Below are 16,869 nucleotides of genomic sequence, written 5' to 3'. Positions count from 1 at the left end.
CCCTCGTACTGGGTGTACTTGGGCTTGCGCCCGGTGCGGCGAGAGTGCGTGCCGGGCGTCGCGACGGGGCGAACGTTGCCTGCTGCGGCACTAGTTCATCCGCGTACGTACAGGGGCTCGCCCGGCGGCTCCGCCCCGGCCGGCAGGACTGCCAGGTCGAGGCCGCGCACCAGGCGGGCCCTCAGTGTTTCATCGGCGGCGAGTCGGCGCGCGACCGCGTGGACGCCGGCCTCGTGCGGCACGGCCGGCTCGAAGACCAGGGCGAGGGTGCCGTCGGCCCGGCCGGGGCCGAGGTAGGCCCGCACCACGGCGCGCACCTCGGCGACCACGGAGCGCACCGCGTCCACGACCGCCGGGTCGGCGAGCGGGTCCGTGGAGGTGCGGCCCTCGGCGAGCGACAGCAGCGCGGCGCCCGTCAGCTCGAAGGGCACCGGTCCGGCCAGGTCGAGCACGATCGTGTCCGCCTTCTCGTGCGCGGCGGCCTGGAGCGCCTGGTGCAGCGGTACGGCGACGGGGCGGGCGGCCGGGTCCCAGCGGGCGAGGGAGTCCGTGGAGGTGAAGGCGGGCAGGGCGGTGCGGTTGCCGGCCTTCAGGGTCGGTACGGCCATGTCGCTGGTCTTCTCGCGGCGCAGTCCCCGCTCGTCCTCCTCGACCTCGCCGAGCACGGCCACGACGGGCACGAGCAGCCGGGCGCCCTTGAGGGCGTCGAGGACCGGGCCCAGCGCACCGCGGTCAGCGGACCAGGCGGCGAGTGCCGCGCTCAGCCGGGGGTCGGCGGAGCCGTCGTCGTCGGAGAAGCCGGGGTCCGGGATGTTCTTGTTCGCCACTCGTCGACCCTATCGGCCGGGTGGCGCGCCTCCGGCGGCGGCTTCAGACGTCCTCGCGGCCCGTACGGCGGTCCCGCCACAGGACGACCGCCGCGACCAGCAGGCCGGCGCCGGCGCCGCCCGCGAGGGGGGCGGCCCAGTCGGCGGTGCCGTCGTCGGAGGCGGCGGCGTCCGGGCCGCTGCCGAAGTACTTCGCGCCGTAGGACGCCGAGCGCAGGCCCTCCGGCTTCAGCCGGCCGGCCGCCTCGATGGCGGCGGCCGGGTCGATGAAGCCGAAGCCGCGGGAGTCGTCGCGGCCCCCTACGGGAGCGTTGCGGGCGGTGTCCTCCAGGAGCGATTTGATCTGGGCCGGGGTCAGGTCGGGGTGGGCGGCCTTGACCAGGGCGGCGGCGCCGGAGACGAAGGCGGCGGCGGCGCTGGTGCCCCAGCCCTCGTAGTACTTGCGGTCGGGGTCGGCGATGACGACGTCGACGCCCGGAGCGCTCACGGTGGCATACCAGCGGCGGGTGGAGAACGGGGCGCGGGTCCCGACGCGGTCCACGGCGGTCGCGGCGATCACGCCTGGATAGGCGGCCGGGTAGGAGATGCGGTCGCCCTTCTCCCCGCCGTTGCCGGCGGAGGCGACGACGACCACGCCCTTCTTCAGGGCGTACTGGACGGCCTGGTCCTCGGCGGGTTCGGGGTGCGCGGAGGCGGAGTCGTCGCCCAGGGAGAGGTTGATGACGTCGGCGCCGTGGTCGGCGGCCCAGCGGATGCCCTCGGCGAGGGCGTTGCCGCGGGTGCTGCGGGCCTTGGCGCGGGAGGGGTCGCCGTCCTCGAGGATCACGCGGACCGGGAGGATCTTCGCCCCGGGGGCGATGCCGAGGACGCCGTCGGTGTTGCCCGGGCCGTGTCCGTGGCCGGCGATGATGCCGGCCATGGCGGTGCCGTGCCGGGCCCAGGCGCGGTCGCCGGGCTCGGCTCCGAAACCGATCAGGTCCTTGCCGGGGAGGACGTTGCCGGCCAGGTCGGGGTGGTCGGCCTCGACGCCGGTGTCCAGCACGGCGACGGTGACGCCCTCGCCCTTCGTGGTCTGCCAGGCCTGCTCGGTGTGCATGGCCTCCAGGGCCCACTGCTGGGCGCGGATGCCGTCGGCGTGGGCGGTGGCGGCGGGCAGGAGGACGAGGCCGGCGGTGAGCAGGACGCCCAGGGCGGCGGCCTTGCGGGACGGCCTGCGCGCGGGTCTTTGGGCCCGGGTGTGGTTCACGACGGCTGCTCCGAGGCCGAGCGGACGTTTCTGCGGAAGTCTCGTTCGACGCGGTCCGCGAGGCCCTGCGCCTCGTTGCCGAGGCCGGCCTGGGCGGCGGCGCTGGTCGCACCGGCCTCCATGGCGTCCCCGGCGGGCTGCGGGTCGTCGACGCTGCGGCCGTCGGCCCAGCCGGAGACGGCGTAGACGACGACGGGGGCCTCGGTGAGCACGGAGACGGTCCAGGAGGCGCGCTGCCCGGGGCCGAAGTCGGCGGCCGGCGTGCCCTCGGCGGCGTAGGGCAGGGGCATGAGGTCGCTGCGGCGGTCCAGACGTTCGTTGCGGAAACGGTTCGCGAGGGCGGTCATGCCGGGGGCGTCGGCCGTGGTGAAGAGCAGGCCGACGGTGGTGACGTAGCTCTCGGTGGCGTCGGTGTAGGTGGCGCGCAGGAGGCGTTCGCACCCGACCGGGGCCAAAACCTTGCGCAGCAGCGGGTCGAAGGCGTCCTTGCAGCCGCTGTCGGGGGCGACGGCGATGCGGGTCCAGGTGCGGTCGGCGCCGCCGGGACCGGCGCCCTTGCCCTGCACCGTCGGCGGGAACAGCTGGTCGACCGGGACGCTGTGCCAGAGGCTTCCCGCCGCGGCGAAGGTGCTGGGCGCGCCGTCCTCCCCGGAGCCTCCGACGAGCCAGCTGCCGGTGACCGCGCCCGAGATGAGACCCAGCCCGAGGACGAGGCAGACGGCGGCCGCGGCGGCCTGGGACGCACCGCGCCCGCCGAGCGGCCGGGGCCGGGCGGCGCCGTCGTAGCCCTCGGGCTCACCGAACGACACGAGGGGGCGCGTGGCGCTCCAGGACAGGGCGGGGTCGGGAGAGACCGGGGCGGGGTTCCGGGGCGGCGCGGCGGAGGGGGCCGGCGGCCGGGTGGGTGCGGGAGGCAGGCGCGTACCGCGTCGGGCGGTCGCGTCGCTGCCGGTGGGGGTGCCGGTGGCGGACGACGGCTCGTGCGCGGGGCGCGGAGGAGTGCCGAAGCGCCCGGCGGGCGCCCCCTGCGCCGCAGGCCGGACGAAGGGCTCACCCGAAGGCAGACGCGTGCCGTGCCCGACGCCCGCGTCGGTACCGGGGCGTATGGCCGCCGCCCCCTGCGCCGCAGGCCGGGCGAAGGGCTCATCCGAAGGCAGACGCGTGCCGTGCCCGGCCCCGGAGGTCACGTCGGTGCCGGTGGCGGACGACGGCTCGTGCGCGGGGCGCGGAGGAGTGCCGAAGCGCCCGGCGGGCGCCCCCTGCGCCGCAGGCCGGGCGAAGGGCTCATCCGAAGGCAGACGCGTGCTGTGCCCGGCCCCGGAGGTCACGTCGGTGCCGGTGGCGGACGACGGCTCGTGCGCGGGGCGCGGAGGAGTGCCGAAGCGCCCGGCGGGCGCCTCCTGCGCGGTCGGTCGGACGGGGGGCTGGGCGGGCTCGTCCGACGTCGGGGCGGCGGGGACCGGGCGCAGTCCCCCGGTCGTCTCGGACGCGTGCTCGCCGGGGGCTCCGGTGCGGCGGGGCGTGGGGAGGCGGAACGGCCGGCCGGCCGTCTCGGGTTGCGCCCCGGCCGAGGCGTCCGTACGGCCGGGCGGGGAGAGACGGAACGGCCTGCCGGACGTCTGGGTCGTGGGTCCCTCCAGGGTGCCGGAACGCTCCGCCCGGTCGGGTGGGCCCGGTGCGGGGAGGGGGCGCGGCTGCGGAGGGGCGTCCGGTGCTGTCGCGTCGGGTCGCGTCTCCGGGCCGGGCGGCGCGTCGGGGAAGCGGGTGGAGGCGCGGGGCGGGGGCGGTGCGACGGGCTCGGTGCGCCGGGGCGCGGCGGCAGCCGGGTTCGAGGCCCCGGAGTGCGGGAATCGGGGGTGCCCGTTCGGCCGGTCGGAGGGTTTCGCGCCATCCGTCCGGGGCGGCGTGGCTTCCGCTGTCGTGCCGGGGCCGGATGCGGGGCGCGAGGTGTCCTGCTCGTGGTGCGCCGGGCCCTCGGGCGCGGCCGGAGGGTGGGACGGGTGTGGGGGGGTGGTGGGGCGTGGAGGGAAGGAGGCGCGCCGCGCTTCCGTGCTCATGCACCCCCCGTTTCCTCATGCCCGGGCCGCTCGTCTCACGCGGGCCGGTGTCGCCTGCCCGAGGCCCGGCGCGAAATCGTCCCGGGCACACATACCCGTACGAACGGAGCGTCATCCCGGCGCGGATTCCCGGCCGGCGTCGTCCGCCGTACGTGCGCGTCACTCTACGGCTTGTTCCTGGGCGAACGGGAACCAGTCCACGAGGCCGGGGCATCTGCCCGGAACATCCCCCTACCCAGCGGTAATCCGGTCTGGCAGGCTGCGTTCATGACTGCGCGCGCCGCCGACCGGGCCCGTTACGACCGGGCCACCGCCCATCTCGACGCCCCTCTCGCGATCGTGGACCTGGAGGCTTTCGACGCCAACGCCGCCGATCTGGTCCGCCGCGCCGGGGGCAAGCCCGTCCGGGTCGCCAGCAAGTCCGTGCGCTGCCGGGCGCTGTTGGAACGCGTCCTGGCCCGGGACGGGTTCGCGGGGATCATGTCGTTCACCCTCGCCGAGTCGCTGTGGCTGGCCCGGTCGGGGTTCGAGGACGTGCTGCTCGCCTACCCGTCCGCGGACCGCGCGGCGTACGCCGAACTCGCCGGTGACCCCAAGCTCGCCGCCGCCGTGACCGTCATGGTCGACGACGTGGCCCAGCTGGATCTGATCGACGCCTCTCGGGGCGGCGGGCGTGAAGTGGTGCGGGTGTGCCTGGAGTTGGACACCTCCCTGAGGCTGCTCGGTGGGCGGGTGCGGGTCGGGGCCCGGCGTTCGCCGCTGCACTCCCCCGCCGAGGTGGCCGACGTGGCGCGGGCGGTGGCCCGGCGCCCCGGCTTCGAGGTCGTGGGGATCATGGCGTACGAGGGGCATGTCGCCGGGGTCGGGGACGCGCTGGCCGGGCGTCCGCTGCGGTCCCGTGCGATCCGGCTGATGCAGGCGGCCGCCAAGCGTGAAATCGCCGAGCGGCGCGCGGAGGTGGTGCGTGCGGTGCGCGCCGTCGTGCCGGGTCTTGAGTTCGTCAACGGCGGCGGCACCGGCTCGGTGCAGCACACGGCGGCCGAGGACGCGGTGACGGAGATCGCCGCCGGGTCGGGGCTGTACGTGCCGCGACTGTTCGACAACTACACGTCGTTCAGCGGCCGTCCGGCGGCCCTCTTCGCCCAGCCCGTGGTGCGGCGGCCGGGGGTGGGGGTCGTGACGGTCCTCGGCGGTGGGTACCCCGCCTCGGGTGCGGCCGGGCCCGACCGGTCGCCGGTGCCGTATCTGCCCGAGGGGCTGCGCTACGACCCTCAGGAGGGCGCCGGTGAGGTGCAGACGCCGCTGCTCGGCTCTCCCGCCGACGACCTGCTGATCGGGGACAAGGTGTGGTTCCGGCACGCCAAGGCCGGTGAGCTGTGCGAGCGGTTCGACCGGCTGCACCTGGTCGAGGGGGACGCGGTGACGGCGACCGTGCCGACCTACCGCGGTGAGGGCCACACGTTCCTGTAGGCCTGTGGGGCGTCAGTCCGCCGGGCCGATGCTGCTGCCGACTCCGCCGCCCGTGTCCGCGTCGCCGACCGGGCGGATGCCCTTGGTGACGCGGTCCATGTCGGCGAGCGGCGGTCCGTCCTCGCCGGCGTCGAAGACGTACCGGACGAGGACCGGTGACTCGGTGCCGACGCTGGAGGGGAAGGCGAGCGACTGGACGTAGCCGCCCGGCCCCTTGGCGGTCGTGACGCGCCAGCGCACGAGGTATCCGGCGCGGCCCGCCACCGCGACCGGCCCGGACTTGACGACCTGGTGGGACTTCATGCCCCCGTAGAGCTCGCGGCCGAGCGTGTCGCGGTCGTAGGCCTCGTCGGCGGCCTCGGATATGTCCGCCTTGGCGAGGGCCTCGGGGGACTTCTCGTCGTTCTCGGTCACCGTGCGGGAGAAGACCATGCCGTGGCGGCACAGGCCCACGCCGCCGGGGCAGTCGTAGGTGCCGTCGGTCGTCATGACGACGTCGTCCTGGGCGACGTACTGAGGGCGGACCCAGCCGTCGAGCAGCGGGAACGTGATGCCGTTGAGCTGGTCCTCGACGACCGCGGGATCGTCGGCGGACGGTTCGGAGGCGGACGCCTCGGGAGTCGGCTCCGGCGAGTCCGAGGTGGGTTCGACGGTGGAGGTGGGGGCCGTCCTGGTCTCCGTGCCGCCGCCGTCGCCCCCGCCGAGGGCGACGGCTCCGGTGACGATCGCCGAGACCAGGACGACGCCCGTGGCGGTCAGGGCGACCACCTTCGTGCGGCCGGTGCCGCCACCCGGCGACGGGGCGACGGGGGCCTCCGGCGCTCGACGGTGCTCGGTCCAGGCCGTGCCGTCCCACCAGCGCTGAAGGTGCGGGGCGTGCGGGTCGGGATACCAGCCGGGCGCAGGCGTCATGCTCATCCCGGCACTGTAGGACGCGAACCGGACCCGCAGGACACCGGCTTACAGGGGTGTGACGTACGCCCCGGCGATCCCGCCGTCGACCAGGAAGTCGGTGGCGTTCACGAACGAGGAGTCGTCGCTGGCCAGGAAGGCCACGGCGGCGGCGATCTCCTCGGCCTCGGCGAACCGGCCCAGCGGGATGTGCACCAGGCGGCGCGCGGCCCGCTCCGGATCCTTGGCGAACAGCTCTTGGAGGAGGGGGGTGTTGACCGGGCCAGGGCACAGGGCGTTCACACGGATGCCCTCGCGGGCGAACTGCACGCCCAGTTCCCGGGACATGGCGAGGACACCGCCCTTGGAGGCCGTGTACGAGATCTGCGAGGTGGCCGCGCCCATCCTGGCGACGAAGGACGCCGTGTTGATGATGGAACCCTTGCCCTGGCGCCGCATGTAGGGGATGGCGGCCTTGCAGCACAGGTAGACGGAGGTGAGGTTGACCTCCTGGACGCGCTTCCAGGCCTCCAGGCCGGTCTCCAGGATGGAGTCGTCGTCGGGCGGGGAGATGCCGGCGTTGTTGAAGGCGATGTCGACGCTGCCGTAGGTGTCGTGGGCGGTCTTGAAGAGCGCCTCGACCTCGTCGGGGTCGGTCACGTCCACCGTCACGAAGGTGCCGCCGGTCTCCTCGGCGGCGGCCTTGCCGCGGACCTCGTCGACGTCGCCGCAGACGACGTGCGCGCCCTCGGAGGCGAGACGGCGGGCGGCGGCCAGACCGATGCCGCTGCCGGCTCCGGTGACGACGGCGGTACGGCCGACCAGGCGGCGGCAGATGTTCTCCTGGGCAGTCACTGTGCGGGGCCCTCCGTGCTGATGAAGACGTTCTTGGTTTCGGTGAAGGCGGCCAGGGCGTCGGGACCGAGTTCGCGGCCGACGCCGGACTGCTTGTAGCCGCCGAACGGGGTCCAGTAGCGGACGCTGGCGTGGGAGTTGACGGACAGGTTGCCGGCGCGGACGGCCTGGGAGACGCGCAGGGCGCGGGCGACGTCCCGGGTCCAGATGGAGCCGGAGAGGCCGTAGGGGGTGCCGTTGGCGAGGCGGATCGCGTCCTGCTCGTCGGTGAACGGCAGCAGGACGGCGACGGGGCCGAAGATCTCCTCGCAGGCCGCGGCCGAGTCGGGGCTCTCCCCGGTGAGGACGGTGGGCGGGAACCAGAAACCCGGGCCTTCGGGGGCGCTGCCGCGCAGGGCCGGGGCGCCGTCGGGCACGAAGCTCCGGACGCGGTCCAGTTGCTGCCGGGAGATCAGCGGGCCCATCTGGGTCTTCTCGTCGGCCGGGTCGCCCACCACCACGGCGGCCAGCGCCTCGGCGAGGAGCTCGCGGACCTCGTCGTAGACGCTGTCCTGGACCAGCACGCGGGTGCGGGCGCAGCAGTCCTGGCCGGAGTTGTCCAGGAAGGAGAAGGGGTCGACGGCTGTCTTGAGGTCGGCGTCGGCGAAGACGATGTTGGGGCTCTTGCCGCCCAGTTCGAGGGTGACGGGCTTGACCTGCTCGGCGCCGAGGGCCGCGACGCGCGTCCCGGTCCGGGTCGAACCGGTGAAGACGATCTTGGCGACTCCGGGGTGCCGGACCAGGGCGTCGCCCGTGATGTCACCGCGTCCGGGCAGGACCTGGAAGAGGTGCTCGGGGAGCCCGGCCTCCAGGGCGAGTTCGGCCAGGCGCAGGGCGGTGAGCGGGGTGGTCTCGGCGGGCTTGAGGAGGACGGCGTTGCCGGCCGCGAGGGCGGGGGCGGTGCCCCAGGCGGCGATCGGCAGGGGGAAGTTCCAGGGCGCGATCACGCCGACGACGCCGATCGGCTCGAGAATCGTGACGTTCAGGCCGCCGGGTACCGGGATCTGCCGGCCGGTGAGCCGCTCCACTCCCCCGGCCGCGTAGTCCAGCAGGTCACGGACGTTGCCGGCCTCCCAGCGGGCGTTGCCGATGAGGTGCCCGGCCTCGCGGACCTCCAGCCGGGCCAGTTCCTCCAGGTGCCGGTCGACGGTGGCGGCGAAGCGGCGCAGGAGCCGGGCGCGGTCGCCGGGGGCGAGGGCGGCCCAGATCCGCTGTGCCCTGGCGGCGTGGGTGACGGCCGCGTCGACGTCGGCCGGACTCGCCCCGGCGATGGCGGCGACGACCTCCTCGGTCGCGGGGTTGAGTACTTCCAGAAGGTGCTCGGAAGACAAGAAGGACCTCACATGCGTTCGAAGGAGCGGCGCAGCTCCCAGTCGGTCACCGCGGCGTCGAAGGCGTCCAGTTCGACGCGCGCCATGTTGCGGTAGTGCGCGACGACCTCGTCACCGAAGGCGGCCCGGGCGACGGTGCTGTTCTCCCAGAGTTCGGCGGCCTCGCGCAGGGTGGTGGGGACGTGGTCGAGGTCGGCGGCGTAGGCGTTGCCGGGGCAGGGTTCGGGCAGCTCCAGTTTCTGTTCGATGCCGTGCAGTCCGGCCGCGACCAGTCCGGCGACGGCGAGGTAGGGGTTGACGTCGCCGCCGGGCAGGCGGTTCTCGAAGCGCAGGGAGCGGCCGTGGCCGACCACGCGCAGCGCGCAGGTGCGGTTGTCCTGGCCCCAGGCGACGGCGGTCGGCGCGAAGGAGCCGGGCTGGAACCGCTTGTAGGAGTTGATGTTGGGGGCGTAGAGGAGGGAGAAGTCGCGCAGGGCGGCGAGCTGGCCTGCGAGGAAGTGGCGCATGACCTCGGACATGCCGCCTTCGAGGTCGCCGGCCATGGCGTTGGTGCCGTCGGCGTCGGCGAGTGAGAGGTGGATGTGGCAGGAGTTGCCCTCGCGCTCGTTGAACTTGGCCATGAAGGTGATCGACATGCCCTCCTGGGCGGCGATCTCCTTGGCGCCGGTCTTGTAGACGGCGTGCTGGTCGCAGGTGACCAGGGCCTCGTCGTAACGGAAGACGATCTCGTGCTGGCCGGGGTTGCACTCGCCCTTGGCGGACTCGACGGTGAGGCCGGCGCCGGACATCTCGTTGCGGATGCGGCGCAGCAGGGGCTCGACGCGGCCGGTGCCGAGGACCGAGTAGTCGATGTTGTACTGGTTGGCCGGGGTCAGGCCCTTGTAGCCCGCGTCCCAGGCCTGTTCGTAGGTGTCCTTGAAGACGATGAACTCCAGCTCGGTGCCGACCTGGGCGGTGTAGCCGAGTTCGGCGAGGCGCTCCAGCTGGCGGCGCAGGATCTGCCGGGGGGCGGCGACGACCGGGGAGCCGTCGTTCCAGGCGAGGTCGGCGTGGAGCATGGCCGTGCCCGCGTTCCAGGGGACGCGGCGCAGGGTGGTCAGATCGGGGTGCATGGCGAAGTCGCCGTAGCCGCGGTCCCAGGAGGACATCGCGTAGCCGTCGACGGTGTTCATCTCGGTGTCGACGGCGAGCAGGTAGTTGCAACCCTCGGTGCCGTGCCGCAGGACCTCGTCGAGGAAGAAGCGTGCGGCGAACCGCTTGCCCTGGAGTCGCCCTTGCATGTCGGGGAAGGCCAGGACGACAGTGTCGATCTCACCGCCGGCGACGAGGGTGTGCAGTTCCTCGACGCTCAGCGGGGGTGTGCGGTCTGCCACGGGATGGCCTCCTAGGCTCCTTGGGTCCGCCGGGAGCCATAAGGTATTGCGGAGAACCATTGCTTGGGAAGGGGGTACGGCCACATGCAGGAGGAAGTGGACGGCGGCGGGGCGGAGCGCGACGGGCTGACGCCGGTGCTGCGGCCGGTGCGCGCGGGCAACGGCTTCGAGGAGGCACTGGAGCAGATCCTGCAGGTCGTGCGGCTGGGTCTGGTGCCGGGGGGCGAGCGGTTGCCGGCCGAGCGGGAGCTGGCGGAGCGGCTGGGGATCAGCCGGGTGACGCTGCGCGAGGTGCTGAAGGTGCTCCAGGACCAGGGGCTCGTGGAGTCGCGGCGCGGCCGGTACGGCGGCACGTTCGTGCTGCCGCGCGCGGACGCCGTCGGCGAGGACGAGCTGCGGCGCCGGGTCGCCGAGGTCGACATAGAGGACGTGCTGCGGTTCCGGGAGGTGCTGGAGGTGGGCGCGGCCGGGCTGTGCGCGGCGCACGGGCTGGGGCGGAAGCAGGTGGACCGGCTGCGCGAGGCCCTGGCGCGCACGCGCGACGCGCCGCTCGCCGAGTACCGCCGCCTGGACACGCTGCTGCACCTCACGATCGCCGGGCTGTCCGGCTCCCCCACCCTCACCGCCCAGTACGCGGCGGTCCGCGCGACGGTCAACGACCTGCTCGACTGCATCCCGCTGCTGGTGCGCAACCTGGAGCACTCCCAGCGCCAGCACACCGCCCTGGTGGAGGCCGTGATCGAAGGCGAAGCCGATCAGGCGCGGGAGATCGCGCGCGAGCACTGCGGGGGTACGGCGGCGCTGCTGCGGGGCTTCCTCGGCTGAGCCGGGCGGTGTCGCGGCGCGGTGAGGATTTACGGGCGATTAACGCACGGGTCTTGCCTTCCCTCGGTCGGCACCGCAAAGGTATGGCTCCATTCCATTGAGCAGTAGCACGCTCGCCCCCGTGACCGCCGCCGCCCCGTCGGGAGTCTGCCCATGCCCCAGGAACCCACCGTCACACCCGCCGCCCCGGAGGGCGACGACTATCTGGAACGCAGAGCACTGCGCCGCGGCAGCGCCGGCTGGGTGCTGCTGACCGGCCTCGGCGTCGCCTACGTCGTCTCCGGCGACTACTCGGGCTGGAACTTCGGCCTCGCCGAAGGCGGCTTCGGGGGCCTGGCGATCGCCATGGTGCTCATGGGCGCGATGTACACGTGCATGGTCTTCGCGCTCGCCGAGCTGTCCTCGATCCTGCCCACGGCGGGCGGCGGCTACGGCTTCGCCCGGCGGGCGCTCGGCCCGTGGGGCGGCTTCCTGACCGGCACGGCCATCCTGATCGAGTACGTCCTCGCGCCCGCCGCCATCGTCATCTTCATCGGCGACTACGTCGAGTCGCTCGGCCTGTTCGGCCTGGAGTCCGGCTGGCCGCTGTACCTGGTCTGTTTCGGGATCTTCCTCGGCATCCACCTGTGGGGCGTCGGCGAGGCGCTGCGCTTCAGCTTCGTCGTCACCGGCATCGCCGTGGTGGCGCTGATCGTGTTCGCGCTGGCGGCGCTGCCCGACTTCTCCTTCGCGTCGCTGGACGACATCCCGGTCGACTCCTCCGCCGCGGGGTCGAACTCCTGGCTGCCGTTCGGCCTGCTCGGGATCTGGGCGGCGTTCCCCTTCGGCATGTGGTTCTTCCTCGGCGTGGAGGGCGTGCCGCTGGCCGCCGAGGAGACGAAGGAGCCGGCCCGTACGCTGCCGAAGGCGATCCGCTGGTCGATGGGGATCCTGGTGGTGCTCGCGGTGGTCACGTTCTTCGCGGCGGCCGGCGCGCGCGGCTCCGCGGCCGTTCAGGAGGCCGGCAACCCGCTGGTCGAGGCGCTCCAGCCGAACGGCGAGGCGACGACCCTCAGCCGGATCGTGAACTACGCGGGCCTGGCCGGTCTGGTGGCGTCGTTCTTCTCCCTGATCTACGCGGGCTCACGCCAGCTGTTCGCCCTGTCCCGCGCGGGCTACCTGCCCCGCTTCCTGTCGCTGACCAGCCGCCGCAAGGCCCCGTATCTGGGCCTGCTGGTACCCGGCACGATCGGCTTCCTGCTGGCGGCGGTGTCGGGCAACGGCGCGCGGATGCTGAACATCGCCGTCTTCGGCGCGACCATCTCCTACGCGCTGATGTCCCTGTCGCACATCGTGCTGCGCCGCAGGGAACCGGGGCTGGAACGGCCGTACCGCACGCCGGGCGGGGTGCTGACGTCCTCGGTCGCCCTGGTGCTGGCGTGCGCGGCGCTGATCGCGACGTTCCTGGTGGACGTGACGGCGGCACTGATCGCGCTGGCGGTGTACGCCGTGGCCGTCGGGTACTTCGGCCTGTACAGCCGCAAGCGGCTGGTGGCGAGCGCGCCGGAGGAGGAGTTCGCGGCGCTGGCGGCGGCCGAGGCAGAGTTGGCACGGGACTGAGGCGTCGAGCGGTGAGGGAGTCGTCGTGGGCAGGCCGTTGATCGGGGTCAGCACCTATCTGGAATCGGGTGCGCGCTGGGGCGTGTGGGAGCTGGAGGCCGCCCTGCTCCCGGTCGGCTACCCCCGGCTGGTGCAGCGGGCGGGCGGCCTGGCCGCGATGCTGCCGCCGGACGACCCGGGTCACGCGGCGGCTGCCGTCGCCCGCCTGGACGGCCTCGTCATCGCGGGCGGGCCGGATGTGGAGCCGGTGCGCTACGGGGCGCAGCGCGAACCGCGGACGGGACCGCCCGCGCCGGAGCGGGACGCGTGGGAGCTGGCGCTGATCGAGGCGGCGCTGCGGGCCGGGGTGCCGTTGCTGGGCATCTGCCGGGGGATGCAGTTGCTGAACGTCGCTCTCGGGGGGACGCTCGTGCAGCACATCGACGGTCACGCCGAGGTCGTGGGCGTCTTCGGGGGGCATGCCGTGAAGCCGGTGCCGGGGAGCCTGTACGCCGGTGTCGTGCCGGAGGAGACGTTCGTGCCGACGTACCACCATCAGGCGGTGGATCGTCTGGGCGCGGGCCTCGTCCCGTCGGCGTACGCGGCGGACGGGACGGTGGAGGCGGTGGAACTACCCTCCGCCGAATGGGTCCTGGGCGTGCAGTGGCATCCGGAGATGGGCGAGGACCTGCGGGTGATGCGGGCGCTCGTGGAAGCGGCTTCGGGCGCCTGACGCGAAGGACGGGCGAGGGGTCATCCCCGCGTCAGCGACAGCAGGTCCCGCGCCGGGCCCGTGGGGCGATGCCCGGTGGGCCAGACCGCTCTCAGGTCCCGCGCCAGGGCCACCCCGTCCACCGGCACCCGCACCAGCCGCCGCATCGCCAGCTCCTCCCCTACCGCGAGTTCGCTCAGCACCGCCGGCCCCGCCCCGCTCACCGCCGCCGCCTTCACCGCCGTCGTGGAGGAGAGCTCGATCAGCGGCCGGGCCAGCCCACCGAGCGCCGCGTCCAGCACCTGTCGCGTGCCCGAGCCCTTCTCGCGCAGGATCAACGGGGTCGTCGCCAGTTCGCCCGCGGCCAGCGGACGCCGCCGCCGGGCCCACGCATGGGTGGGCGAGGCCACGACTATCAGCCGGTCGTGCGCGATGACCGCCGAGTCGAGACCGGACGGCACCGACAGCCCCTCCACGAAACCCAGGTCCGCCTCGTCGGACAGCAGCCGCTCCGCGACCACGGTCGAGTTCCCCGCGTGCAGCGACACCGCCGTGTCGGGCCGCTGTGCGCGCAGCGCGAGCAGCCAGCCGGGCAGCAGGTACTCGGCGATGGTCATGCTCGCGGCCACCCGCAGCCGGGAGTCGCGGCGCACGCGCAGCGCCTGCGCCCCCACGTCGAACGCCTCGGCCGCCTCCACGATCCGCCGCGCCCAGTCCGTCACCAGGGCCCCGGCGTCGGTGAGCCGGGACCCGCGGGGTGACCGGTCCACCAGCGCCACGCCGAGCTGCCGTTCCATGGACCGGATCCGGCTGCTGGCCGCGGGCTGGGTGATGCCCAGTTCCCGCGCCGCCCCACCGAGGCTGCCGAGCCGCGCCACCGCGAGCAGCAGCTCCAGGGCGCCCAGATCGGGCACCCGGTGCGCCAGGGCACCGGCGGCCGAGGGCCCGGGCTGTTCATCCGCGTTGCTCATAAACCCAGCTTATGTCGCCATAGGGGGACTCCCTGGTGGTGCGCCTCCCCCGGGCCCCACCGTGGGGGCATGGTCACCGCAGCCCGGCCCCTCACGTACCCGCTCTCCGTCCGCCCCCTCGGACCCAACTGGTACGCCACCGTGATGGGCACCGCCGTCGTCGCCACCGCCGGCGCGGCCCTGCCATCAAACGTCCCAGGGCTGCGGGGCGCACTCACGGGCGTGTGGGCCCTGTCGCTCCTCCTGCTCCTGGCCCTCGGGCGGGCCGCGCACTGGACCCGGCACCGGGACCAGGCCCGCGCCCACCTCCTCGACCCGGCGACGGCACCCTTCTACGGCTGCCTCGCCATGGCCCTGCTGGCCGTGGGCGGTGGTGGCCTCACCGTCGGCCGGGACTGGGTCGGCCTGCGGGCGGCCGTCGCGCTCGACGCGGTGCTGTTCACCGCCGGTACGGTCCTCGGGCTCGCCGCGGCCGTCGCGGTGCCGTATCTCATGGCCGTACGGCACCGGGTGGAGCCCGGGCAGGTCACGCCGGTCTGGCTGCTGCCGCTCGTCGCACCCATGGTGTCGGCCGCCGTCGGGCCGCTCCTGGTGCCGCATCTGCCGCCCGGTCAGGCCCGGGAGACGCTGCTTGTGTTCTGCTTCGCGCTGTTCGGGCTCAGCCTGCTCGCGACCCTGGTCATGCTGCCGCTGGTCTTCGCGCGCCTGGTGACCGGCGGGCCGCTGCCCCTCGCCCTCACCCCGACTCTGTTCCTGGTGCTGGGCCCGCTCGGGCAGTCCGCCACGGCCGTCGGGGCCTTCGCGGACGTCGCGCCGGGCGTCGTGCCGGAGCCGTACAGCGAGGGCTTCGGCATTCTGGCCGTGCTCTACGGCGTGCCCGTGATGGGGTTCGCGTTGCTGTGGTTCCTCCTGGCCGCCGCCCTCGTGCTGCGTGCCCGGCGGCACGGGATGCGGTTCTCGATGACCTGGTGGTCGTTCACCTTCCCGGTCGGCACCTGTGTCACCGGCGCCGAGGCCTTGGGCCGCCACACCGGGCTCCTCGCCTACGCGGGTCCGGCGCTCGTGCTGTACGCGGTGCTGGTCGCGGCGTGGGGCACCGCCGTCGCGGGCACCGTGCGCGGGCTGCTCAGGGGTGAGCTGCTCGCAGCGCCCGGCCCAGGACCCGCGGCGCCTCGGCCAGTGACGGTCCGTACCACGTCAGGTGCCGTCCGCTGACGAGCGCGCAGGGCAGGCCGGGGAAGGCCTCGGGGCCGTCGTCCGCGGTGAAGCGGTACGGCTCGTCGGGGAGGACCACCAGGTCCGGTGCCGCGGCGCGGAGTTCCGGCAGCGGGACGCGGGGGTAGCGGTCGGGGTGGGTGGCGTGCACGAGGTCGAAGCCGAGGCGGGCGAGGACGTCCCCCGCGAAGGTGTCGCGGCCCAGGACCATCCACGGGCGGCGCCAGATCGGCACGACCGCCCTGCGCCGCGTCCCGGGCTCCGGCAGGGACGACCAGACGGCCTCCGCCTCGTCCAGCCAGCGCGGGCGGGCCGTCACCCCGCAGGCGTCCAGCACCCGGGCCAGCTCCCGGAAGGCCTGCGGCACGTCACGGATCTCCGTCACCAGGACCTCGGCGCCCGCCGCGCGCAGGGCCTCGAGGTCGGGTGCGCGGTTCTCCTCCTCGTTGGCGATCACCAGGTCGGGCGCGAGGGAGAGGACCCGATCGGTCTTCGGGTTCTTGGTGCCGCCGACGCGTACGACGTCCAGGCCCGGGGGGTGCGTGCACCAGTCGGTGGCGCCGGCCAGGGTTCCCGGCCGCACGGACCGGGCCACGGCCTCGGTCAGCGAGGGGACGAGCGAGACGACCCTCACCGGCGCGGCCGGTCCCGGACCGCCTCGATGTGCTCCGCCACGGCGACGACGACCACCCGGGTGTCCGACTCGGTCGCCCGCCAGCGATGCCGCACGCCACCGGTCAGGTACAGGGTGTCACCGCGGCCCAGGCGGTAGGCGCGGCCCTCCGCCTCGATCTCCACGGCGCCGTCGGCCACGTACATCAACTGGTCGTTGCGGCACTGGAGTTCACGGGCGGCGTCATGGTCACCGGTGAACTCGGAGGCGTGCATCTGGTGATGTCCGCGCACGAGGGAACGGGTCCTGGGCAGCGGCTCGGTGCCGTCGGCGCGGACCACGTCCACGCTGCACGCCGGGTCGGCCGCGGCGAGCAGTTCCACCGCCGTGGTGCGCAGGGCGTCCGCGACCTTCTCCAGGGAGCTGGTGCTGGGGCGTGCCCGGTCGTTCTCGATCTGGCTCAGGAACGGGACCGACAGGCCGCTGCGCGCGGCGACGACGGCGAGGGTGAGCTCCAGCGCGCGGCGCCGCCGGCGCACGGCCGCACCCACCCGAAGAGGCTGCTCCTTGTGGTCGCCCATCGCTCCGGCTCCCTTCTTCGCCCGTCGATCCGCTCCCCGTGCGGCGGTGTCCCGGCGCACTGCTTCCGTTGAGTTGTCTGCACCCTACGCATGTTCGGCAAACCGTTGCATGCGCCCGTCACATCGGTGTCACACGGTGTGCGGTCGGACCCCACAGTTCACGCCAGCCTACCGAGCGCCGGACCGGCCGAGTCGAGGCCCTGATCACCCCCCGACGGGGGAACGCGGACGGACGCCCCCAGGCAGCCCCGGGACACGGCGAAGCCCGGGCGGTGGCATAGCGCT

The 16,869-nt window shown here is 74.2% G+C and carries 15 protein-coding genes; 5 read left to right on the top strand and 10 right to left on the bottom strand.

Annotation, left to right across the window (positions count from 1 at the left end):
• Positions 1–95: 95 nt before the first annotated feature.
• Genes ABTX62_RS28700 through ABTX62_RS37975 form a run of 3 tightly spaced genes read right to left on the bottom strand, consistent with a single transcriptional unit; the run spans position 96 to position 4,130 of the window.
• Positions 96–827 carry an SseB family protein gene (locus ABTX62_RS28700; protein WP_352118895.1) on the bottom strand — a complete coding sequence of 244 codons (732 nt, stop codon included), beginning with the start codon at positions 825–827 and terminating at the stop codon, positions 96–98.
• A 43-nt stretch (positions 828–870) separates the two neighbouring features.
• Positions 871–2,073 (bottom strand): type VII secretion-associated serine protease mycosin, encoded by a 1,203-nt coding sequence (mycP, locus tag ABTX62_RS28695; RefSeq protein ID WP_352118894.1) that lies wholly within the window; start codon positions 2,071–2,073, stop codon positions 871–873.
• Positions 2,070–4,130 carry a hypothetical protein gene (locus tag ABTX62_RS37975; RefSeq protein WP_502998027.1) on the bottom strand — a complete coding sequence of 687 codons (2,061 nt, stop codon included), beginning with the start codon at positions 4,128–4,130 and terminating at the stop codon, positions 2,070–2,072. The genes mycP and ABTX62_RS37975 overlap by 4 nt, the downstream gene beginning before the upstream one ends.
• A gap of 267 nt (positions 4,131–4,397) precedes the next feature.
• On the opposite strand from ABTX62_RS37975, the gene ABTX62_RS28685 reads away from it, so the two are divergent.
• Positions 4,398–5,600: an amino acid deaminase/aldolase gene (locus ABTX62_RS28685; protein ID WP_352118893.1), complete on the top strand. Its 1,203-nt coding sequence runs from the start codon at positions 4,398–4,400 to the stop codon at positions 5,598–5,600.
• 12 nt (positions 5,601–5,612) lie between these two features.
• On the opposite strand, the gene ABTX62_RS28680 is transcribed toward ABTX62_RS28685, so the two are convergent.
• The 4 genes from ABTX62_RS28680 to ABTX62_RS28665 are packed head-to-tail and all read right to left on the bottom strand — an operon-like array spanning position 5,613 to position 10,089.
• A complete protein-coding gene (locus ABTX62_RS28680) occupies positions 5,613–6,512 on the bottom strand; it encodes a DUF2510 domain-containing protein (RefSeq protein ID WP_352118898.1) in 900 nt (299 codons plus the stop codon).
• A gap of 48 nt (positions 6,513–6,560) precedes the next feature.
• Positions 6,561–7,346, bottom strand: coding sequence for a 3-oxoacyl-ACP reductase (locus ABTX62_RS28675; protein ID WP_352118892.1), 786 nt, complete (start codon positions 7,344–7,346; stop codon positions 6,561–6,563).
• Positions 7,343–8,716, bottom strand: a complete 1,374-nt coding sequence (locus ABTX62_RS28670; RefSeq protein ID WP_352118891.1) for an aldehyde dehydrogenase family protein — start codon at positions 8,714–8,716, stop codon at positions 7,343–7,345. Before ABTX62_RS28670 ends, ABTX62_RS28675 begins: the two co-directional genes overlap by 4 nt.
• A gap of 8 nt (positions 8,717–8,724) precedes the next feature.
• Positions 8,725–10,089 (bottom strand): glutamine synthetase family protein, encoded by a 1,365-nt coding sequence (locus tag ABTX62_RS28665; RefSeq protein ID WP_352118890.1) that lies wholly within the window; start codon positions 10,087–10,089, stop codon positions 8,725–8,727.
• 84 nt (positions 10,090–10,173) lie between these two features.
• On the opposite strand from ABTX62_RS28665, the gene ABTX62_RS28660 reads away from it, so the two are divergent.
• From ABTX62_RS28660 to ABTX62_RS28650, 3 genes are all read left to right on the top strand, one after another.
• Positions 10,174–10,914 (top strand): FadR/GntR family transcriptional regulator, encoded by a 741-nt coding sequence (locus ABTX62_RS28660; protein WP_352118889.1) that lies wholly within the window; start codon positions 10,174–10,176, stop codon positions 10,912–10,914.
• Between the two features lie 153 nt (positions 10,915–11,067).
• The gene (eat, locus tag ABTX62_RS28655; RefSeq protein ID WP_352118888.1) at positions 11,068–12,513 is read left to right on the top strand and encodes an ethanolamine permease; all 1,446 of its coding nucleotides are present in this window, start codon (positions 11,068–11,070) and stop codon (positions 12,511–12,513) included.
• Between the two features lie 37 nt (positions 12,514–12,550).
• Positions 12,551–13,225 (top strand): gamma-glutamyl-gamma-aminobutyrate hydrolase family protein, encoded by a 675-nt coding sequence (locus ABTX62_RS28650; protein WP_352118897.1) that lies wholly within the window; start codon positions 12,551–12,553, stop codon positions 13,223–13,225.
• A gap of 20 nt (positions 13,226–13,245) precedes the next feature.
• Here ABTX62_RS28650 and ABTX62_RS28645 read toward each other — a convergent pair whose 3' ends face one another.
• Positions 13,246–14,175, bottom strand: coding sequence for a LysR family transcriptional regulator (locus ABTX62_RS28645; RefSeq protein ID WP_352118887.1), 930 nt, complete (start codon positions 14,173–14,175; stop codon positions 13,246–13,248).
• Positions 14,176–14,244: 69 nt separating this feature from the next.
• On the opposite strand from ABTX62_RS28645, the gene ABTX62_RS28640 reads away from it, so the two are divergent.
• Positions 14,245–15,390, top strand: a complete 1,146-nt coding sequence (locus ABTX62_RS28640) for a TDT family transporter (RefSeq protein ID WP_352118886.1) — start codon at positions 14,245–14,247, stop codon at positions 15,388–15,390.
• Here ABTX62_RS28640 and ABTX62_RS28635 read toward each other — a convergent pair.
• Together ABTX62_RS28635 and ABTX62_RS28630 are read right to left on the bottom strand one after the other, a co-directional pair.
• Complete coding sequence (locus ABTX62_RS28635; protein WP_352118885.1) at positions 15,302–16,024, bottom strand: helical backbone metal receptor; 723 nt, start codon at positions 16,022–16,024, stop codon at positions 15,302–15,304. The genes ABTX62_RS28640 and ABTX62_RS28635 overlap by 89 nt on opposite strands.
• Positions 16,021–16,584 carry a helix-turn-helix domain-containing protein gene (locus tag ABTX62_RS28630; RefSeq protein WP_283971763.1) on the bottom strand — a complete coding sequence of 188 codons (564 nt, stop codon included), beginning with the start codon at positions 16,582–16,584 and terminating at the stop codon, positions 16,021–16,023. The genes ABTX62_RS28635 and ABTX62_RS28630 overlap by 4 nt, the downstream gene beginning before the upstream one ends.
• Positions 16,585–16,869: the final 285 nt, after the last annotated feature.

It is taken from the genome of Streptomyces sp. NPDC096046 (assembly GCF_040303285.1).
Taxonomy (GTDB): domain Bacteria; phylum Actinomycetota; class Actinomycetes; order Streptomycetales; family Streptomycetaceae; genus Streptomyces.
Note: the sequence above shows the minus strand (reverse complement) of the source record. Positions and strands in the feature narration are given on the sequence as shown.